At 46.3% G+C, this 18,277-nt stretch carries 14 protein-coding genes; 5 read left to right on the forward strand and 9 right to left on the reverse strand.

Annotated features, from left to right (window positions below; all coding sequences use genetic code 11):
* Position 1: 1 nt before the first annotated feature.
* Positions 2–1,075: an endonuclease/exonuclease/phosphatase family protein gene (locus AC23P2_RS03775; protein WP_487771958.1), complete on the reverse strand. Its 1,074-nt coding sequence runs from the start codon at positions 1,073–1,075 to the stop codon at positions 2–4.
* Between the two features lie 360 nt (positions 1,076–1,435).
* Here AC23P2_RS03775 and atpD point away from each other — a divergent pair, with 360 nt between their 5' ends.
* The 4 genes from atpD to AC23P2_RS03795 all read left to right on the forward strand — a co-directional run bounded on the left by atpD (position 1,436) and on the right by AC23P2_RS03795 (position 5,840).
* Positions 1,436–2,956 (forward strand): F0F1 ATP synthase subunit beta, encoded by a 1,521-nt coding sequence (gene atpD / locus AC23P2_RS03780; RefSeq protein ID WP_487771959.1) that lies wholly within the window; start codon positions 1,436–1,438, stop codon positions 2,954–2,956.
* Positions 2,957–3,034: 78 nt separating this feature from the next.
* Positions 3,035–3,274, forward strand: coding sequence for an ATP synthase F1 subunit epsilon (atpC, locus tag AC23P2_RS03785; protein ID WP_028525889.1), 240 nt, complete (start codon positions 3,035–3,037; stop codon positions 3,272–3,274).
* Positions 3,275–3,431: 157 nt separating this feature from the next.
* On the forward strand, positions 3,432–4,961 hold the full coding sequence (locus AC23P2_RS03790) for a 4Fe-4S binding protein (protein ID WP_487771960.1): 1,530 nt from the start codon (positions 3,432–3,434) through the stop codon (positions 4,959–4,961).
* Between the two features lie 18 nt (positions 4,962–4,979).
* Positions 4,980–5,840, forward strand: a complete 861-nt coding sequence (locus AC23P2_RS03795; protein ID WP_487771961.1) for an SDR family oxidoreductase — start codon at positions 4,980–4,982, stop codon at positions 5,838–5,840.
* Here the strand turns inward: AC23P2_RS03795 and AC23P2_RS03800 are convergent.
* The 3 genes from AC23P2_RS03800 to AC23P2_RS03810 all read right to left on the reverse strand — a co-directional run bounded on the left by AC23P2_RS03800 (position 5,837) and on the right by AC23P2_RS03810 (position 8,873).
* Positions 5,837–7,462: a hypothetical protein gene (locus AC23P2_RS03800; protein ID WP_487771962.1), complete on the reverse strand. Its 1,626-nt coding sequence runs from the start codon at positions 7,460–7,462 to the stop codon at positions 5,837–5,839. The genes AC23P2_RS03795 and AC23P2_RS03800 overlap by 4 nt on opposite strands.
* A 61-nt stretch (positions 7,463–7,523) precedes the next feature.
* A complete protein-coding gene (locus AC23P2_RS03805; RefSeq protein ID WP_487771963.1) occupies positions 7,524–8,069 on the reverse strand; it encodes an RNA polymerase sigma factor in 546 nt (181 codons plus the stop codon).
* 147 nt (positions 8,070–8,216) lie between these two features.
* The gene (locus tag AC23P2_RS03810) at positions 8,217–8,873 is read right to left on the reverse strand and encodes a bifunctional 4-hydroxy-2-oxoglutarate aldolase/2-dehydro-3-deoxy-phosphogluconate aldolase (RefSeq protein ID WP_487771964.1); all 657 of its coding nucleotides are present in this window, start codon (positions 8,871–8,873) and stop codon (positions 8,217–8,219) included.
* Between the two features lie 100 nt (positions 8,874–8,973).
* Between AC23P2_RS03810 and AC23P2_RS03815 the strand changes: the two genes are divergently transcribed.
* Positions 8,974–9,498 carry an NADPH-dependent FMN reductase gene (locus AC23P2_RS03815; protein WP_487771965.1) on the forward strand — a complete coding sequence of 175 codons (525 nt, stop codon included), beginning with the start codon at positions 8,974–8,976 and terminating at the stop codon, positions 9,496–9,498.
* A gap of 40 nt (positions 9,499–9,538) precedes the next feature.
* Here the strand turns inward: AC23P2_RS03815 and ileS are convergent, their stop codons facing one another.
* From ileS to AC23P2_RS03840, 5 genes are all read right to left on the reverse strand, one after another.
* On the reverse strand, positions 9,539–12,991 hold the full coding sequence (ileS, locus tag AC23P2_RS03820) for an isoleucine--tRNA ligase (protein ID WP_487771966.1): 3,453 nt from the start codon (positions 12,989–12,991) through the stop codon (positions 9,539–9,541).
* Between the two features lie 144 nt (positions 12,992–13,135).
* Positions 13,136–13,852 carry a head GIN domain-containing protein gene (locus AC23P2_RS03825; protein WP_487771967.1) on the reverse strand — a complete coding sequence of 239 codons (717 nt, stop codon included), beginning with the start codon at positions 13,850–13,852 and terminating at the stop codon, positions 13,136–13,138.
* Positions 13,853–14,025: 173 nt separating this feature from the next.
* Entirely contained in the window at positions 14,026–15,234 is a 1,209-nt protein-coding gene (locus AC23P2_RS03830; protein WP_487771968.1) for a mechanosensitive ion channel domain-containing protein, read from the reverse strand.
* A 121-nt stretch (positions 15,235–15,355) separates the two neighbouring features.
* Positions 15,356–16,615 carry a dipeptidase gene (locus AC23P2_RS03835; RefSeq protein WP_487771969.1) on the reverse strand — a complete coding sequence of 420 codons (1,260 nt, stop codon included), beginning with the start codon at positions 16,613–16,615 and terminating at the stop codon, positions 15,356–15,358.
* A 191-nt stretch (positions 16,616–16,806) separates the two neighbouring features.
* Positions 16,807–18,267 (reverse strand): SusD/RagB family nutrient-binding outer membrane lipoprotein, encoded by a 1,461-nt coding sequence (locus AC23P2_RS03840; RefSeq protein ID WP_487771970.1) that lies wholly within the window; start codon positions 18,265–18,267, stop codon positions 16,807–16,809.
* Between the last annotated feature and the right edge of the window lie 10 nt (positions 18,268–18,277).

Here is an 18,277-nt window from a genome sequence, read left to right on the forward strand (position 1 = left end):
CTTATTCAGTCCCTGGGCCTTCATCCCGTGTTTCTTTTTCTAGCTTTTCTTGGGCTATTTGCTCTTCTTCCGCTGTCGGTTGCGGCTCGTCGTGTACCAAAACAGCTTTGGGTTCGTACTGTAATTTTATATACATCGGAAAGTGGTCCGAACCACTGTTCTGAAGGCGAGCTACTTTGATGAGCGTAAAATCGGTGGAACAAAAAACATGGTCGAGCGGAAAACGCAAGAAAGGAATCTTGGCATGGAAGGTATTGAAAAAGCCTCTGCCACGGCGTGGGTCGAGCAAGCCGCTCATTTTCTGAAACAAATCGGTGGTGTAACTCCACGCCACGTCGTTCAAATCTCCGCAAACAACCACAGGTTTTGTACTTGTTTTTGCAAGTTCGGCGATGAGCAACAACTCCTTGTCTCGCTCCGTCGAGCGGGGGTTTTCTTGTGGTACGGGCGGGGTCGGATGAATACAAAACAATTGCACTTTTTCTCCCGACCGAAGCTGTATGTTGGCATGAATTGAAGGAATACCTTCTTCGACCAAATAATGCACCTTTGCCTCCAGCAGTGGCAGTTTGGAGTAAAGAAGCATTCCGTAGGTATTTTCCAACGGAACATGTACTAGATGCGGGTATTTTTCTTCCAACGAGCGCACATTTTCTTGCCACCACAAGTCTGTCTCCGCCAATAAAATAACGTCAGAGTCCACCTTTTGGGCAAGCCGAAGAAAACGCGCTGCGTTGCGGTTGTACTGATACACATTCCACATCATCAAACTCAAAGTTCGGTCGGCATTGATGATGCGCGTTTTGATGAGTTGTTTTGGAGCAAAAGGCGTAAACGGATACACTTGCCACGCCAAATACCCCAGCATTGCGATGAGTGCCACAACCACTCCCCAATCCAACCACGACGCCACCGACATAACGACCACGTACCACCCAAGTACCACTAGCCCAAGGAAAAATTTCTGTAAACGTGGAAATTCTACTACCCGAAAAGTCCAATAATCACTTCGGACAAACGGAAGCAAGGTTGCCAAGAGCAGAAGGCTCGCCGATAGTTGCAAATAGAGTTTCAAGCAGTAGGAGTGGTAACTTTCACAAGGTTACTAACAAAATACTGCTAAGTCAACAGTCACCCTCTTTAATTTGTTTGTTATGATTTGGATTTATAATACTCCGATTTGTGGGGTAAACTCGTTTTCGCACAACAATTTTGAATAAAATAGCGCATTTCTATAAAAAATATCCAAAATAGAGATAACTGAATTTTGGCTTTCAGAAAACAAACGCCTAATTTTGCGGCCTGAAAGGATGAGTTAATAGTTATCCGCGTATCCGTTGAGTGGAATTCCTTCAAAATTAGCGGGTAACGATAACATTAACGGACAACCGCAGCGGCGGAACGCAAACAACTAATAACGCTTATTTAACAAATAATGGCAAACACAACAAGCATAGGCAAAGTAACGCAGGTGATTGGCCCCGTTGTGGACGTGAGTTTTGAAGGGGAAGGCAATCGCTTACCAGCTATCCTTGACGCTTTGGCAGTAACCAAGCCGAACGGACAAACGGTAGTTTTGGAATGTCAGCAGCACCTTGGCGAAGACCGCGTGCGCACCATCGCAATGGATAGTACAGAAGGTATCCAACGTGGCATGGAAGTAACAAACATGGGTGGCCCCATCTTAATGCCCATCGGCGACGATATCAAAGGCCGTCTATTTAACGTAGTAGGTGATCCTATCGACGGACTAAAGCCTGTTGATAAGTCAAACGGACTTTCGATTCACCGCGCTGCTCCTAAGTTTGAGGATTTGGCAACTGCTACCGAAGTACTTTATACAGGTATCAAAGTAATCGACTTGTTGGCTCCTTACGTAAAAGGGGGTAAAATCGGTCTCTTTGGGGGTGCGGGTGTAGGTAAAACCGTATTGATTCAAGAGCTTATCAACAACATTGCAAAGGCATACGCAGGTTTGTCGGTATTTGCAGGGGTGGGTGAGCGTACTCGTGAAGGAAACGACCTTATGCGTGAAATGATTGAAGCAGGTATCATGAAATACGGAGAAGGCTTCAAACACAGTATGGAAGAAGGTGGCTGGGATTTGAGCAAAGTTGACTACGACGTACTCAAAGATTCTCAAGCTACGTTCGTGTTTGGTCAGATGAACGAACCTCCAGGAGCGCGTGCTCGTGTGGCATTGTCAGGTTTGACGATTGCTGAGTACTTCCGTGACGGAGACGGTACAGGCCAAGGTCGCGACATCCTTTTCTTTATTGATAATATCTTCCGCTTTACACAAGCAGGTTCTGAGGTATCAGCCCTTTTGGGACGTATGCCATCAGCGGTAGGTTACCAACCTACACTTGCTACGGAAATGGGTGCCATGCAAGAGCGCATCACGTCAACAAAACGTGGTTCAATTACATCCGTACAGGCCGTTTACGTACCTGCCGATGACTTGACTGACCCTGCTCCAGCAACAACATTTGCCCACTTAGATGCGACAACGGTATTGAGCCGTAAAATTTCCGAGCTGGGTATCTATCCTGCGGTAGATCCACTAGATTCTACGAGCCGTATTCTTTCGGCCGAAACGCTCGGTGATGCCCACTACAACTGTGCTCAGCGTGTGAAGCAAATCTTGCAACGTTACAAAGAATTGCAAGACATCATCGCCATCTTGGGTATGGAAGAATTGTCGGAAGAAGATAAACAAACGGTAAACCGCGCTCGTCGTGTACAACGTTTCTTGTCTCAACCGTTCTTCGTAGCAGAGCAGTTTACAGGTTTGAAAGGTGTATTGGTTGATATCAACGATACCATCAAAGGCTTTAATCAAATCATCGACGGGGCTTACGATCACCTTCCTGAATCGGCCTTCAACTTGGTTGGTACCATCGAAGATGCTATCGAAAAAGGTGAGCGTTTGTTGAAAGAAGCTGCGGGAAAATAATTTGAAAATGAGTTGATTTGAAAATTTGGAAATAGAGCGTTTATCTTTCAAATTTTCAAATTTTCAAATTGATACACTATGACACTAGAAATCATCACTCCCGACAAAAAAGTCTTTTCAGGTGAGGCTACTGCGGTAACATTTCCTGGTACGGAAGGTCAGTTTCAAATTTTGAACAACCACGCCGCGCTTGTAAGTACACTTGGAAAAGGCAGTATCATCATTGAAGGTAACGGCAAAGAAACCTTTACCGTAGATGGTGGTGTGGTAGAAGTATTAAATAATAAAGTGTTGGTGTTGGCGGAAGCAATTTTGTAAACATCACTTTGTAACATACGCTAAAGCGCGAGGCAACCTGTCTCGCGCTTTTTGTTTTTCCACCTTCCCGAAAGTTTGGTTACCTTCCCGAAAGTTTTAGAACTTTCGGGAAGGTGAAGCGGTTTTCCTGTATCTTCGCCGTAAATACTTGAAGAAAATGGCACTTTTATCTCGGCTGGGTTTGTATCTACTTTTAGCAGGTTTTGGGTTGTGGCTGTACACCCTTACTCTCAACGAGTTTACCGTCACTCCTACCCTAATTTCTTCCCAACTCAAACCCGAACACCAAGCTACACTGGGGGTACGTTTGCAGCCTTTGGTTCAAAAAACCTTCCACTCGGGCTGGGAATTTACGTACGCCTTTGATACCATTCTCAATAACCTTAATAACGAATACCGCACTGCCCAACAATGGGACAAAGTCATCTACGATGAGTACAGCTTCGCCATAACCAAAGCCGCCGCTTCAGGTTCGCTCAAACAGCAGCCTTGGTTATGGTTTGGGCTAACGTTTGGGCTGGTTATCGTTGGCGCTCTCTTGTTTATTCTTCCCGCACTTACCCAATTGGCAGGCAATAAAAACAACGGTATTTTTCAAGATGCTTCCACCAACCGTGGGTGGATTGCCAAGATTATCGGAGCCTTTCTAATTCTTTTTTACATTGCGCTGTATTATTATCCTCAATACTTAGCCAACTGGACAATGCTCGTTGACCCCATCAGTCGAGCGCTTAATGGTGCAGAAGCGAGTCGGTGGTTTTTGTATGGGTTTATTTATACGGTTTGTGTGTTGGTTATGGGGGTAAGAATGGCCATCAAATACCGCCACAACCGCTACCAGCAAGTGCGGACGGCCTCAGTAGTATTTTTTCAAACGGCCGTTGCCTTTCTCCTGCCCGAAATCTTGGTGAGTCTCAACAAACCTTACTTCGATTTCAAAAATATTTGGCCGCTTGATTACGACTTTTTCTTCGATTATAACCTCAACAGCCTTCTCCAAAGCGGAAATTTGGGCATTTTCATGTTGGTTTGGGGCATTGTATTGTTCGTCGTAGGGGTGCCTATTTTGACCTATTTCTTCGGAAAACGTTGGTATTGCTCCTGGGTATGCGGCTGTGGCGGCTTGGCCGAAACCCTCGGTGACCCTTATCGACAACTTTCGGATAAATCTTTGGCGGCCTGGAAAATAGAACGCTACCTCATCCATGCAGTGTTGGGGGCAGCAGTAGTGATGACTGCCATGGTTTTATATACTTACTTTAGCGGTTCTTCCACGGTGCTTTTTATTGATAGCTACAGCATACGTTCGTTATACGGCTTTTGGATAGGAGGCATTTTTGCAGGTGTTGTCGGAACGGGTTTATACCCAATGATGGGTAACCGCGTTTGGTGCCGTTTTGGATGTCCGTTGGCGGCGTACCTTGGCATGTGGCAGCGAAAGAAATCACGTTTCCGCATTACGACCAACGGCGGTCAGTGCATTTCCTGCGGCAACTGTTCGACCTACTGCGAAATGGGTATCGACGTGCGCGCTTACGCCCAACGCGGCCAAGACATCGTGCGGTCGTCGTGTGTAGGATGTGGCGTTTGTTCTGCCGTATGCCCGCGTGGTGTTCTCAACCTCGAAAATGCCTCTGAAAATTCGCGGGTAATGGTCGCTCCTGAGGTTTTACTTGGCAATAAGTAGTAAAATGAAGGTCTTTGTATGAAAAAAATTACCGTTTTTGGTGCTACAGGGTTATTGGGCAAACCCGTTGTACACGCCCTTGTAGAAGCAGGCTTTGAGGTAACTGCCTTGGTACGAAACCTACAAAAAGCGAAAGAAGTTTTACCCTCATCGGTCACTTTAATCAAAGGAGATTTGGCTGACACGTCGGCCATTCGTAAGGCGCTAGAAGGAGCCGAAGGCGTCTATTTAAGCCTTTCGTTTGAACAAACGGCACAGCCTACTGATTTTATTGGCGAGCGGGATGGCCTCCAAAATATACTCTCGGTCGTTGGTGAATTTCCGATTCAACGCATTGCCTATTTATCTTCCATTATTCAAGCTTACCAAGGGTTTCAATGGTGGATTTTTGACTGGAAACGAGCAGCCATTAAGCGCATCAAAGCAACGGGGATTCCTTACACCATTTTCTATCCATCGTCGTTTATGGAAACTTTCCCCGAACGAATGGTTCAGGCAGGAAGAATTTTATTGGCAGGTGGGCCACTTGTGAAAAACTACTGGATTGCTGGAGCTGATTATGGAAAACAAGTAGCGCAGTCGTTCTTGGTTCTTTCCAACCAAAGCAAAGAATATATCGTACAAGGGCCAGAAGCGTTGACGGTTGACGAAGCCGCAGAAGTTTATCGGGCGCATTACCCCAAACGTTCTTTAAAAACGGCAAAACTACCGCTGTGGGTTTTAAAAATGGCAGGAGTGCTAAACCGCCAAGCAGACTATGGCTACCACGTCATCAAAGCAATGATTGAACATCCCGAACCATTCGCTGCTCAAAGTACGTGGGAAGAACTTGGCAAACCGACCACAACCATGGCTCAGTTTGCCAAAAATGTCAACTAAAATCCATAACGAACTCCCGCGCCTACGCCCATGAGCTGAGGACGAGCTTGGAAAGCCGCATTGGCTCGGGTTGTTGAACCGACCGAGCGCTGATAATTCCCAGACAACAAGGTAGTCCAGCGTTTGTTTACTTTATATTGAAGGCGCATACCTGTAGTAGCCGCAAACGATAAGCGGCGATAAGGGCTGTCATTTCCACTTACAGTCACCGTATTATCTTGTCCAGTCTGGAAAGAGTTTTTCAAGAAAATATTATTGATAACTCCCCCCAAAAGCCACAATGAAAATTTACGTTTGGGTTTAATAAGCGCAAAACCCGTTTGGACTGGTACTTGTACAAACTGATATGAGTTGCTAATATCCTGCGTAGTAGATAAGGTCTGCACGAGTGATTTGTCCGAGCCAATCGTCGCAAAATCATAGCGAGGAATATTATTATCACTCACGTTAATGGCGCTTTCAAGGCTATTAATATAGCTGTTACTCAACGTACTAAAGGCATTTACCCCCTGATAAATAGAGTTTCCTTGAAGGTAGTTGATTCCGCTTTCCAACGACCAACGTGAGGATAACTGCACTCCTCCTTGCCACTGGAACGCGTAAGAAAGCGCCGAGCGGTTAGTACCTGAAGAAGCTCTTGCAGAGTTGTTAAACGACGCCGAGTTGTTATATAAAGGTGTGTTGCTTGCAGCCGCCAACATTCCCCTGCTGCCTATTTCGACCCCTGCATTGTAGCTTGCTGGCATTACGCCTACCGACGCCCAATATTCTTTGGGCAACTGTTTTGGTTTCTCAAACGCAGCAGGTGCCGAAGGAACAGCCACCCAAAGTTGGCGCTTTGGATGCCCTAATAACTGCCGCAATTGTTTACTTTCTAAAAACGCCAATGTCATTTTGGGGCTTACTTTTGTTTCTGATAGAACAGCAGTCTGCCCTCCTTCTGACAAAACTGCCATTGGTATTTCGGCTGAAGTCCCCCCTTTCGCACTCATTTTTCCACCGCTGCTGGGCGTTGCGTTTTGGGTCGTTGTTGAAGCGATTGTTTGTTCAGAAAAAGGCGAAATCAAAGCTGGTGTAGCAGGTTGCTTAGATTCTTGTCTCGCAGCTCTTACTTTTTGGGCTCCATTTCTTTTAGACGAACTAGCCATAAGCCGTGCAGTCTCTCCCAACAAAGGTGAAGAAGCGACTTGTTCTTTTTCCCGTGTCACTTTCGTTGACGTCTCTGCGGCAACCTCAGGCCCCACAGGTTCGCTCTTTGTGGCTAAACTTGTTTTTGGGTCATTTTCTTTGGCTGACGACACACTTAGGTTTTCTGATTTAGTGGCCTCTACAGCGCGCGGTTGTTGACCCAACTCCGTCGAAGCAGCCACTGATTTTTCGGGAAGGTTAGTTTTTAGCCACCATCCTCCCACGGCCAAAAGCAAAGCGGTAACACTCGCAGCGGCCACCCAGCGTAGCTGCTGTGTCCGTTGCCAGAATGGAATCACCATGACGCGCTCTTCTTCCTCCTCCTCTAAGCGCGCCTCTATTCGCTCCCAGAGTACAGGAGGTGGCGTCTCAGAAGCATCGTCGAAACGTCGCCGCCATTCGTTTTCAAAAGTATGTTCTTCCGAAGAAGCCATGTTGGTTGTAGTATTCAATTGATGTACAAACTCTTTGTTTTTTCCCCCACTTCTTTTCTCTCTACGAAGAGTTCGTATTGTTTGTTTCTAAAATCTTGGCTTGTAAAAGCTGCTTTGCCCGAGCATACTGCGATTTGGAGGTTCCTTCCGAAATTCCCAACATCTGGGCAATTTCGTTGTGTTGATAACCTTCAATGGCATACAGGTTAAATACCGACTGACACCCCGCAGGCAACTCACGAACCATGCCAAGGAGCTGCTGGTATTCCATGCCCGAGATGGTCGTTTCCCCTTCCGAAACCGCATCCGCATAGTCGTCCACGTCGGCTTGATCTAAATAAGCTTTCTCCTTCCGTAAATACGAAATCGACGTATTTATCATGATTCGCTTTATCCATGCCTCCAACGGACAATCATAACGAAAGGTATGGATTTGCGTAAAAACTTTCACAAATGCTTCTTGAAGTACGTCTTCGGCCTCGAAACGGCTACGGGTATAGCGCTGACAGACCGCAAACATCCGTCCAGCGAAGCGCTCATAGAGCGTTCGTTGGGCAATGCGGTCTTTATTTCGACACCCCTCAACTAGCGTACGTTCATCTTTCATGCAATCCGTTCTGACTTTATGACGCTGTAGAAGCTAAAATGGTTGGAATCTACTTCAAAGTTTTTGTTTTGGGACACAAAGGGTCGGGTTTTGAGAAACCCTCAGCACACGAGAGGCGGGTTTTGAGAAACCCTTAGCACGGGCACTTTACTTTACTAAGTCCAGTGCGTTTTTTACGCGAAGTTCGAGGGCTTCCCAATCTTTCTTTTGGAGAATTTCGGGGGTAAGTAGGCGTGAGCCAATCCCTACAGCATCTGCGCCCGCGCCAAACCACGTACGCAGGCTTTCTTCAGTTGGTTCTACTCCGCCAGTCACGAGTACGGTCGTCCACGGCATAGGTGCTTTCAATGCTTTCACAAACGAAGGCCCAAGCGTATCGCCTGGGAATAATTTGATGATTTCAACGCCCCATGACTCTGCCGTCGAAATTTCGGTCAACGTAGCACAGCCTGGCAAATAGCCAATTTTTCGGAGGTTGCACACTTTGGCAACGTCGGCATCGAAACTTGGGCTGACAATAAAATTGGCGCCTAGTTGCAGGTACAACGCCGCTGTGGCAGGGTCGATGATGGTTCCTACCCCCAAAATCAAGTCGGGGTAGTCTGTACGAGCGGTTTTTACCAACTCAGCAAATAATTCATGGGCAAAATCTCCACGGTTAGTAAGTTCAAAAACCCGAATCCCTGCTTTGTAACAAGCGCTCAGGACGTTTTTGCAAACATCAATATCTTGGCTGCTAAAAAGTGGAACAATAGGAACATCGAGTAAGGTTTGATATACGTGAAGACGAGAAAAACGAGCCATGTGTAGATAGTTTTTTGAGAAATCGCAATTTGGTTAACTTTTTCAGAACAATTTACGGTGAGTTTTGAGTTACATTTAAAAATATTTTCTCCAAAACTCTATGATTACCATTGTTGTGGGTACAAATCGCCGCCGTTCTAAATCGAAACAGGTGGCTATATTTTACCAAACCCTGCTTTCTGAACTCCGTACCGAAAGCCAGATTTTAGATATTGCAGACCTGCCCGATGATTTCATTCGGTCGGCTTTGTACGAAAACAACGGCAAAAATGAGTCTTTTAATGTATATCGCCAACTAATGAAGCAATCTGATAAATATGTTTTTATCGTCCCCGAGTACAACGGTTCGTTTCCTGGGGCGCTCAAAGTATTTATCGACGGGCTTGGCTACCCTAGCGAGCTGCTTCACAAAAAGGCAGCCTTGGTCGGAATTTCGGATGGCGTGCAGGGGTCGGCTTTGGCACTGAGCCACTTGATCGACGTCTTTAGCTACTTAGGAATGCACGTGCTTGCCCAACGGGTCAAAATTCCGTTTATGAAAAAGAATTTTGTTGATGGTGAAGTAATTGACCCACTCATCAATAAACTCCTCCGCGAACAAGCCGAATTATTGATTAAATTTTAGCCAGTTGCGTTCAGGCTATCGCCCGAACGCAACTGGAAGATTACACTACTTCAATCTTCACTTTAAGTAAAAACTCATCCATTTCGATTTCGGAAGCGCTGCCGTTGAGGTCAGCGACGAGGTCGAGCTGAACGGCTTGTACTTCTTGGCAGATGTAGTTTTTGTTGGTCGCAACGGCGTCGGCAAGCTCTGCGTTGTTGTTTTCCAACTGGATAGAAATTTTATCGGTTACTTCTAAGCCACTGTCTTTGCGCAAGTTTTGGATGCGGTTCACAATGTCACGGGCAATCCCTTCGCGGCGCAATTCGTCGGTGATAGTAACATCAAGCGCTACGGTGAGGCTACCTTGGCTCGCTACCAACCACCCTGGTACGTCTTCGGTCAAGATTTCGATTTCGGCCAAAAGAATCTCAAACGTCGTATCGCCGCTTGTCAAAGTCACTTGCCCATTTCTTTCAACTTCACGAATTTGCTCTTCGTTCATCGCATTGATTAGCTCTCCTACGGCTTTCATGTTTTTGCCGTATTTAGGCCCAAGTGCTTTGAAGTTTGGCTTGATTTTTTTCTTTAAAATACCCGAATCATCGCTTACAAACTCAACACCTTTTACGTTTACTTCGCTCATGATGATAGGAGCAACGTGTTCGATTTGTTCACGAACTTTATCGCTCAGTACAGGAATCAAGACTTTGGTCAACGGTTGACGTACCTTAATTTTATGGCCTTTACGGAGCGAGTGTACCAACGAGCAGATGTCTTGTGCCAACTGCATCGATTGTTCTAACTCAGCATCTACCCAGAACTCGTCGTAGGTATGCCACTCGGTAAAATGTACCGATTCGTGTTTGAACGGCGTATTTTTTTCAATCGACTCGGCACGTACGTGGTCGGTAAGGTTACGGTAAAGCCAATCGGCAAAGAAAGGCGCAATCGGCGACATCAATTGTGCTACAGCCGCCAAACAATGTTGGAGCGTTTCGTACGCAGCGCGTTTGTCATCGCTCATTTCTCCTTGCCAAAAACGGCGGCGATTGAGACGAACGTACCAGTTGGAAAGGTCGTCGCACACAAAATCTTGAATCAAGCGACCTGCTTTGGTCGGATTATAACCGTCAAATTGCTCGCTTACGTTTTTCACAAGCGTATAAACTTTGGAAATAATCCAGCGGTCGAGTTCGCTCAGTTGTTCGCGTGGCACGCGGTTGAACTGCTCTACTTTGTAGCCATCGAGGTTGGCATAAAGCGCAAAGAAGTTATACGTATTAAACAACGTTCCGAAAAACTTCCGTTGTACTTCAGCGATACCGTCGAGGTTAAATTTGAGGTTGTCCCACGGTTCGGCATTGGTAATCATGTACCAACGCGTAGCGTCGGGGCCGTATTTATCAATCGTTTCAAAAGGGTCGATGGCGTTGCCCAAACGTTTCGACATTTTGTTGCCGTTTTTGTCCAACACCAAGCCCGTCGAAACCACGTTTTCAAACGAGACTGAATCAAACAATAAACCTGCGATGGCGTGGAGGGTAAAGAACCAACCGCGCGTTTGGTCAACCCCTTCCGAAATAAAATCGGCAGGGAACGACGTTTTGCCATCGCTTGCCGTACCGCCCATACTTTGAGGGTACTTGTCGAGGTTCTCAAACGGAAAGTGGAACTGCGCATACGGCATCGCTCCTGAGTCAAACCACACGTCGATAAGGTCTGGTTCGCGGAACATCACTTTACCTGAGTCCGATACTAAATAGATTTCGTCCACGTAAGGACGGTGTAAATCAAAGGATTCCGTTCCTTTTGACTGTAAGAAAGACTCGTTTTTTGCTTGTTGCTCAGGACTAAGAGCACCACTGTCAATTGCCTTTTGAAGCTCATTCGTCAGTTCTTCTACCGAACCAATACAGGCTTCTTCTCCCGTTTCGCTACGCCAAATCGGCAGGGGCGTACCCCAGTAACGGCTACGGCTAAGGTTCCAGTCCACGAGGTTTTCGAGCCAGTTTCCAAAACGCCCCGTTCCTGTGCTTTCTGGATTCCAATTAATGGTTTTGTTGAGTTCTACCAAGCGGTCTTTTTTCTTGGTCGTAGCAATAAACCAGCTATCGAGCGGGTAGTACAATACGGGCTTGTCAGTACGCCAGCAGTGCGGGTACGGGTGCTCGTATTTTTCTACTTTAAACGCACGGTTGGCTTCCTTCAACTTGATGGCGATAAGCACATCCGTTGGGCGAAAATCAGGGTCGTTACGTTCTTCGGTCGAGTAGTATTCTTCTTTGACAAAACGTCCACCAAATTCGCCGATTTCTTTCACAAAACGTCCTTGACGGTCCACGATGGGCACTTCTTTCCCACTTTCGTCGCGCACCATGATGGCAGGCACGCCATTGGCTTTCGCCACGCGGAAGTCATCGGCGCCAAACGTAGGAGAGGTATGAACAACGCCCGTACCATCTTCGGTCGTTACGAAGTCACCCAAAATAACGCGGAAGGCTTTGTCGGCGTCTTGCAACGGTTGCACGTAAGGTAATAGCTGTTCGTACTGAATATCTTCGAGGTGTTCGCCTTTAAACTCCATTAGCACCGACCACGGAATAACTTTGTCGCCATCTTTGTAGGCTGCAAAATCACCGTCTTTGCCTTTTTCTGAGAAATATTTTCCAACCAAATCCTTCGCCAATACGACATTGATTGGCAAATAGGTATAAGGATTAAAGGTTTTGATAAGGACGTACGTAATGTCTTTTCCGACCGTCAGGGCGGAGTTGGCAGGGAGCGTCCAAGGAGTGGTCGTCCATGCTAAGATATATATCTCATCGCTATCGGCAGTATCAAACAAATAGGCCGATTTTCCCGTCAATTTTACTTTAAACTGGGCAACGATGGTCGTGTCTTTAACATCTTTGTAGGTACCAGGCTGGTTTAGCTCGTGCGAACTAAGCCCCGTTCCCGCCGCAGGAGAGTACGGCTGAATGGTATAGCCTTTGTACAAAAGCCCTTGGTCATACAGCTGCTTGAGCAACCACCAAAGCGTTTCGATGTAGTCGTTTTTGTAGGTCACGTACGGGTCGTCCATGTCCACCCAATACCCCATTTTTTCGGTCATGGTGAGCCACAAATCGGTAAATCGCATCACGGCCTCACGGCATTTTTTGTTGTAATCTTCGATGCTGATTTTTACCCCAATGTCATCTTTTCTAATGCCCAATTCTTTCTCTACTTGAAGCTCAATCGGTAGGCCGTGCGTATCCCAGCCTCCTTTTCGCTTCACTTGGAAGCCTTGAAGGGTTTTGTAACGGCAAAAAATATCTTTAATCGTACGGGCCATGACGTGGTGAATACCAGGTGTGCCATTGGCCGACGGAGGTCCTTCATAAAATGTGAAAGACGGTGACCCTTCCCGTACTTCGACTGATTTCTCAAATATTTGATTTTCTTTCCAGAACTGCAGGATTTCTTTCCCCACCTGCGCGTAGTCCAGACCTTTATACTCTTTGTAGTTCATTGGGCAATTTTTTTCGAGTAAAAAAATGCCGTTAATCGTTATTAATTAATCGTTAATCGTAGTTAAGGTATCCACAATTAACAGTTAACAGATAACAATTAACGACTTTTTCAAAAAGAGCTACAAAGGTAGGAATTTTTTGGCTTAATCTGGCTTTACGGTGCTTCCACCCGAAATATTGGAGCGCAATTCAGGCGTGCCACGGTAGCGCAGGGTACTTCCTCCGCTGGCGTTGACTTTCAAGGTTTTGTCCACCAACACACGCGCATTACTTCCTCCTGAAAGGTCTAAATCGACATTATCGACGGGATAATCGAAGGCATCAATGCGTGAAGCGCCCGAAAGCTCACCTGCAATCGTAAGCCCTTGTCCTAGCAAAGTAAGATTAGAAGCCCCCGAAAGATCTACATTGACACGATCCCAATCGCTGTCGATGACCGACTTAGACGCCCCCGACAACTCTACGTCGAGCGCGCGACCGTTGGTAAAACCTTCGATGGTGGAAGTAGTTGCTCCCGAAAAATCAACCTCGGTGAGGGTAGGCATCGTAATGTCCACTTCCATTTCGTAGCGGCGCGCGCGCCAGTTGCGGTATTTCATCACTAGCTTACCCGAACGCTCAACATATACCTCCAAATCTTGAATATCACGGCGGTCGCCCCGTACTGAAATACTAAACTGCCCCGACTGGCGAACGCTCACATCAAAGGCGTTGCCCATTTCGAGCTGGTCAAAATCACGCAGGTTGTATGTCTGAGAACTAGGGTCGCGGGGTGTGAGGGTACCTTCTGAGATAAACACACACGATTGAGTAAATACGGCAAGAAGCGCAAACAAAAAGAGGGCCAATGACTTTTTCATAGCTGTTCGAAACGTTTTTAATTGACTGTTTTGAAGCTATGACAACTTAACAAAGTGCTTCCCCTATGCGAACATCAATATTTTCTTCAAGCAGCAGTTTCATAGTGATGTGTGCAGGTGTATAACAAAAACGGATTACGACAAAGCTCACTCACGCACGGCTCAACCTTCCTCTAGGTAGTAGTCATAGAAGGATACAGTTTGATTCCCTCTGTCCGCAGGCGGTTATTCATTTGTTGAATGACCTTTTCATAAACCTCTCCGCTCAGTGCCGCAGGCGTCTGGTAAGAAAGGGTAATTTCGAGGCGGTCGCCATTCCAGTCAGTTACTTTTACGTCGGGTGTAAGCTTCAATGTTTCATCGTTTAGCGTGCCCATTTGGTCCAAAATAATGGCTTTTAGGTGCTCAGTGTCCACGTCAGAAGTGGTAAAAATCTTCAGCACCCGTTTTTCGTATCCCGCTCGGGTATGGTTGATAATGGTGCTGTTGAGCAGCGGCCCGTTGGGAATCATCACGCGACGGCCATCGCCCGTATCCAAGACGGTATTAAACATCAAAATATCACGCACTTGCCCCGTGTAGCCTTGGGCGGTGATTTTTTCCCCCACTTTAAACTGTTTCATCAACAAGATGATAAAACCTCCCGCAAAATTGGACAGACTTCCTTGCAGGGCAAAACCAATGGCCAACGTGGCAGCACTAAACAACGCCACAATCCCCGTAACCCGAATCCCCAGAAACCCACCCGCAATCATAATGAGTGTAATTCGGAGGCTGATAAATAGCAAACTTTTTAAAAAACTCTTGACGGAGGGGTCGATGGTACTGCGTTTGTCAATAAACGACTTGAGCGGTTTATCCAAAAAATTAATCAGTCCAAACCCCAAAATAAGTATCAGCGCCGCAATGCCCAGTTTAATCCCCCAACCGACGGTCATTTCGCCATATTCGACAAAATCGGCCTTCATACGGGCAATGTAAGATTTGGCGACTGAAGGACAGACCGAGGTGTTTTCATAAAAACGCAGTTCCTCAACAATGAGTTTTTCAGAACGATTGTCATTAAAATACCCTTGTATTTCGACGTACATTCTATTTTCGCCCGTTTGTTTCACTTCTTGGTAGGCTTCCATGAGGTCTTTGTAGGCTTTTTGGGGCAAAATGTGGACAATTTTCCCCGTTTTACAGTCACTCACAGTGGCGGTATTGTTGATTTGTGAAAACATACCTCGCATCGAAATACGCTTCACTGTATCCTGCGCAAAGGAGGGCAAACTAATCCCTGAAATCGACTGAGCCTGAGTGCCAAAGGCAAGGAAGATTAAGAAAACAAAGCGGGCAAATTGGGGTAATTTTGAACGTAAAAATAACATAGGCAACATAAGTAATCGTCATTGATAAGTACCAATAATAGCGAAAAAAGTGTGCCAATGCCTTTTCTTCATAAAAAAGAGTCGAGCAAACGCCCGACTCTTTTCATTTTCGTTGTTGTCTCACTTACTTTTATTTCAGGCTTACTTCGCCCGTTTTACCTTTTTCAACGGCTTTCATCACACGGAAGAAATTACCGCTCCAAATTTTTTCAATGTCTTTTTTTGAATACCCACGACGTACCAGTTCAATTGTCATGTTTTCGTATTGGCTTACGTCGAAGCAGTCTGCCAACGCGCCTCCTCCGTCAAAATCAGCCCCCATGCCTACGTGGTCGATACCAATGAGTTTTACCATGTGGTCGATATGGTCGATGGCATCTTTCACTGTCGCCAATTGAATAGGAAACTTTTTGTTCAACTCCATAAAATCAGCCCGTGCTTTTTGCTGCTCTGCTTCGGGCAACGTCATCATGCCACGGCGGTCTTTGATGCTGTATTTTGCATATAATTCTTTCATCGCAGCCTCTCTCTCGGCACTTGGCGGAATCGTCTTGATGTAGTCACTCAACAAGTTGAGTTGAACAACACCGCCGTTTTTGGCCAATGCCTTTAGCATATCATCGGTGAGGTTTCGAGGGTGGTTGCAAATGGCGCGTGCGCCAGAGTGCGTAGCAACTACTGGTACTTTCGATAGGCGAATGACATCATAAAACGTTGAATCTGATACGTGAGAGACGTCAATAATCATCCCCAAACGATTCATTTCTTTTACTACTTGCTCTCCCAACGGACTCAACCCTTGGTATTCAGCACCTTTTGGGTCGGTTGACGAATCACAAATGTCGTTGTTGCTCGAATGGCAAAGCGTCATGTAGCGGGTTCCCAAGTCATAGAATTTCTGCAACATCCCCAAATCATGACCAATGGTATAGCCATTTTCTACCCCAATAAATATCGCACGTTTGCCTGTTTTGCCAATCTTAATCGCTTCTTCGGGAGTAGTAGCCAACGCAGCCATTGAACTGGTGTTTTTCAGGGTGGTATGGACGGCATCAAAAATACTCAATGCTTTTTTCTTTGCCACTTCGTGGGCTTCAGGCGTACGCGGCCCCTGCCCTAAATACACGGCAAAAAAGATGGCATCTAGTCCTCCACGTACCATGCGCGGATAATCCACCTTGCTATTGGTCGTTCGTGCGTCGTTGTCTTTGGTGATGTCAAACCCACCACGCGACAGCAGCATAGGGGTATCGGCGTGTGTATCTAGTGTAAATGCCTTATCGTGGATTTTTTTTGCCTTTTTTAACAAAGCAGCATCATCTTGTGCAGTAGCCGACAAGGCCCCAACGGCTAAACATACAGAAAGGGTGGTACGGAAAAGGGGTTTCATTGGAATGTTTTTATAGTTTATTGAGAAATAAGTGAACAAACGAAAAAAATCTAAATCAAAAATACTCAAAAGCTCTTGTTCTACTACTGAGAAAACTATTTGCGCCCCAACGCAGCGTCGAGGCGCAATAGCTTGACCCAAACTACCATTTGGGTCAAAAAGGGTGGTGCGTCTCTGACGCCACTATCGAATTATTTAGCAAACCAAAGTTTGAGCTTCATGTCGTTGACTCCTCCTTGGGCCTTCAGGGCGGCACTGAAGTTGGTATAATTCAATGACTCTTCCGAACCTGGATAGGGCAAACGCGTAGGAATAACGCCACCATTTACGTTGACAACCGCTGGTTTCAGCTCAGGAATACCCGTACGACGGAATTCCGTCCATGCTTCGACTCCCTGCCCGTACATCGCAATCCACTTTTGTTCCATGATTTGCTTGTACCCCTCTGTCCCTGACTTGAGCGCGTTGGCCGCCAAGTAATCGGCCCCTACAGTAAGTTTGTATTGGGTGTGCGAAGCCGTAATAGCATTGGTGTAGTTAGTGGCTACGTCGCCCGCAGCTGTAATGCCTTTGTAGGCCATTTCAGCTTTGATAAACAACAACTCTGAATAAGACATAATCACGCCTGGCGCCGTTGCGCTCACGAAGTACGCGCCTACTTTCGAGGTTTTCGATAAGCCCAGCGTGTTGGCATCCGCGTTTGAAAGTCCGTTTGGAACGCCCTTATAATCCCCGCCATCGGCAGGCTTATCGGCATATACCGCCAAACGCGCATCTTTCAACGCCGCCAGCTTATTCACAAGCGTAGCACTTACACGGTGGTCGTCGCGCGTTTTACGGTTTTGGTTAATCGGGTTGTTGTTGTTTGTTGCATCGATATAATTTAACTGAATATTCTCCGACACCGACCCAATGACAGGGTACTTAGCAGGGTCGCTCAAAATTCGGTTGATTTCGGCTTTTACATCAATGGCCGCGTCGGTTTTGCTTAGCATCCGATTCAACAAGCGAAGACTCAACGAATTGGCAAATTTTTTCCACTTTGTGACATCATTGGCAAACAAAATATCACCCGCAATCGCCTTGGTTTTGTCCGTTGCATCAATCATGTCGTTGGCCGTTTTGAGGTCTTTGATCAAACCTGCGTAGATATCTTTTTGGGTGTCGTACGCAGGTTGTAACTCACCTTCCAGCCCTTGAAGCGACTTAGAATAGGGGATGTCTCCGTAAATATCCGTCAATAATGAAAACACCCACGAGCGCATAATGATGGCCACGGCTTGGTAATTAGGGTTTTTAATTTCCGCCCCCAGCTTATAAATACGTTGATAATCGGCCAAGGCTTCGATGTGGAAAGTCTGCCAAGTATCGCTATACACACTGCTTGAGATAGAGTACTGGTCGATGTCGGTGTATTGGATTCGTGCCCAATACTGCGGAATTAAGTTACCAATATCCATTCCCAACGAACCACCCCAATAGGTATCAACCGCGCTCTGGATGCCGTGCGGCAAAAACAGGTCAGCCGTTGCTATAGCTGGGGCATTGGGATTGGTATTCATTTCGTCAAATTTGTCGGTGCAAGCCGAAACACTCAGCATCACCGCCGCCAACGCGGCTTTGTATCGGAAAGAAGAAAAAAGTCTTTTCATTGTCGTAATA

Source organism: Runella sp. R0.1_18, assembly GCF_057652155.1.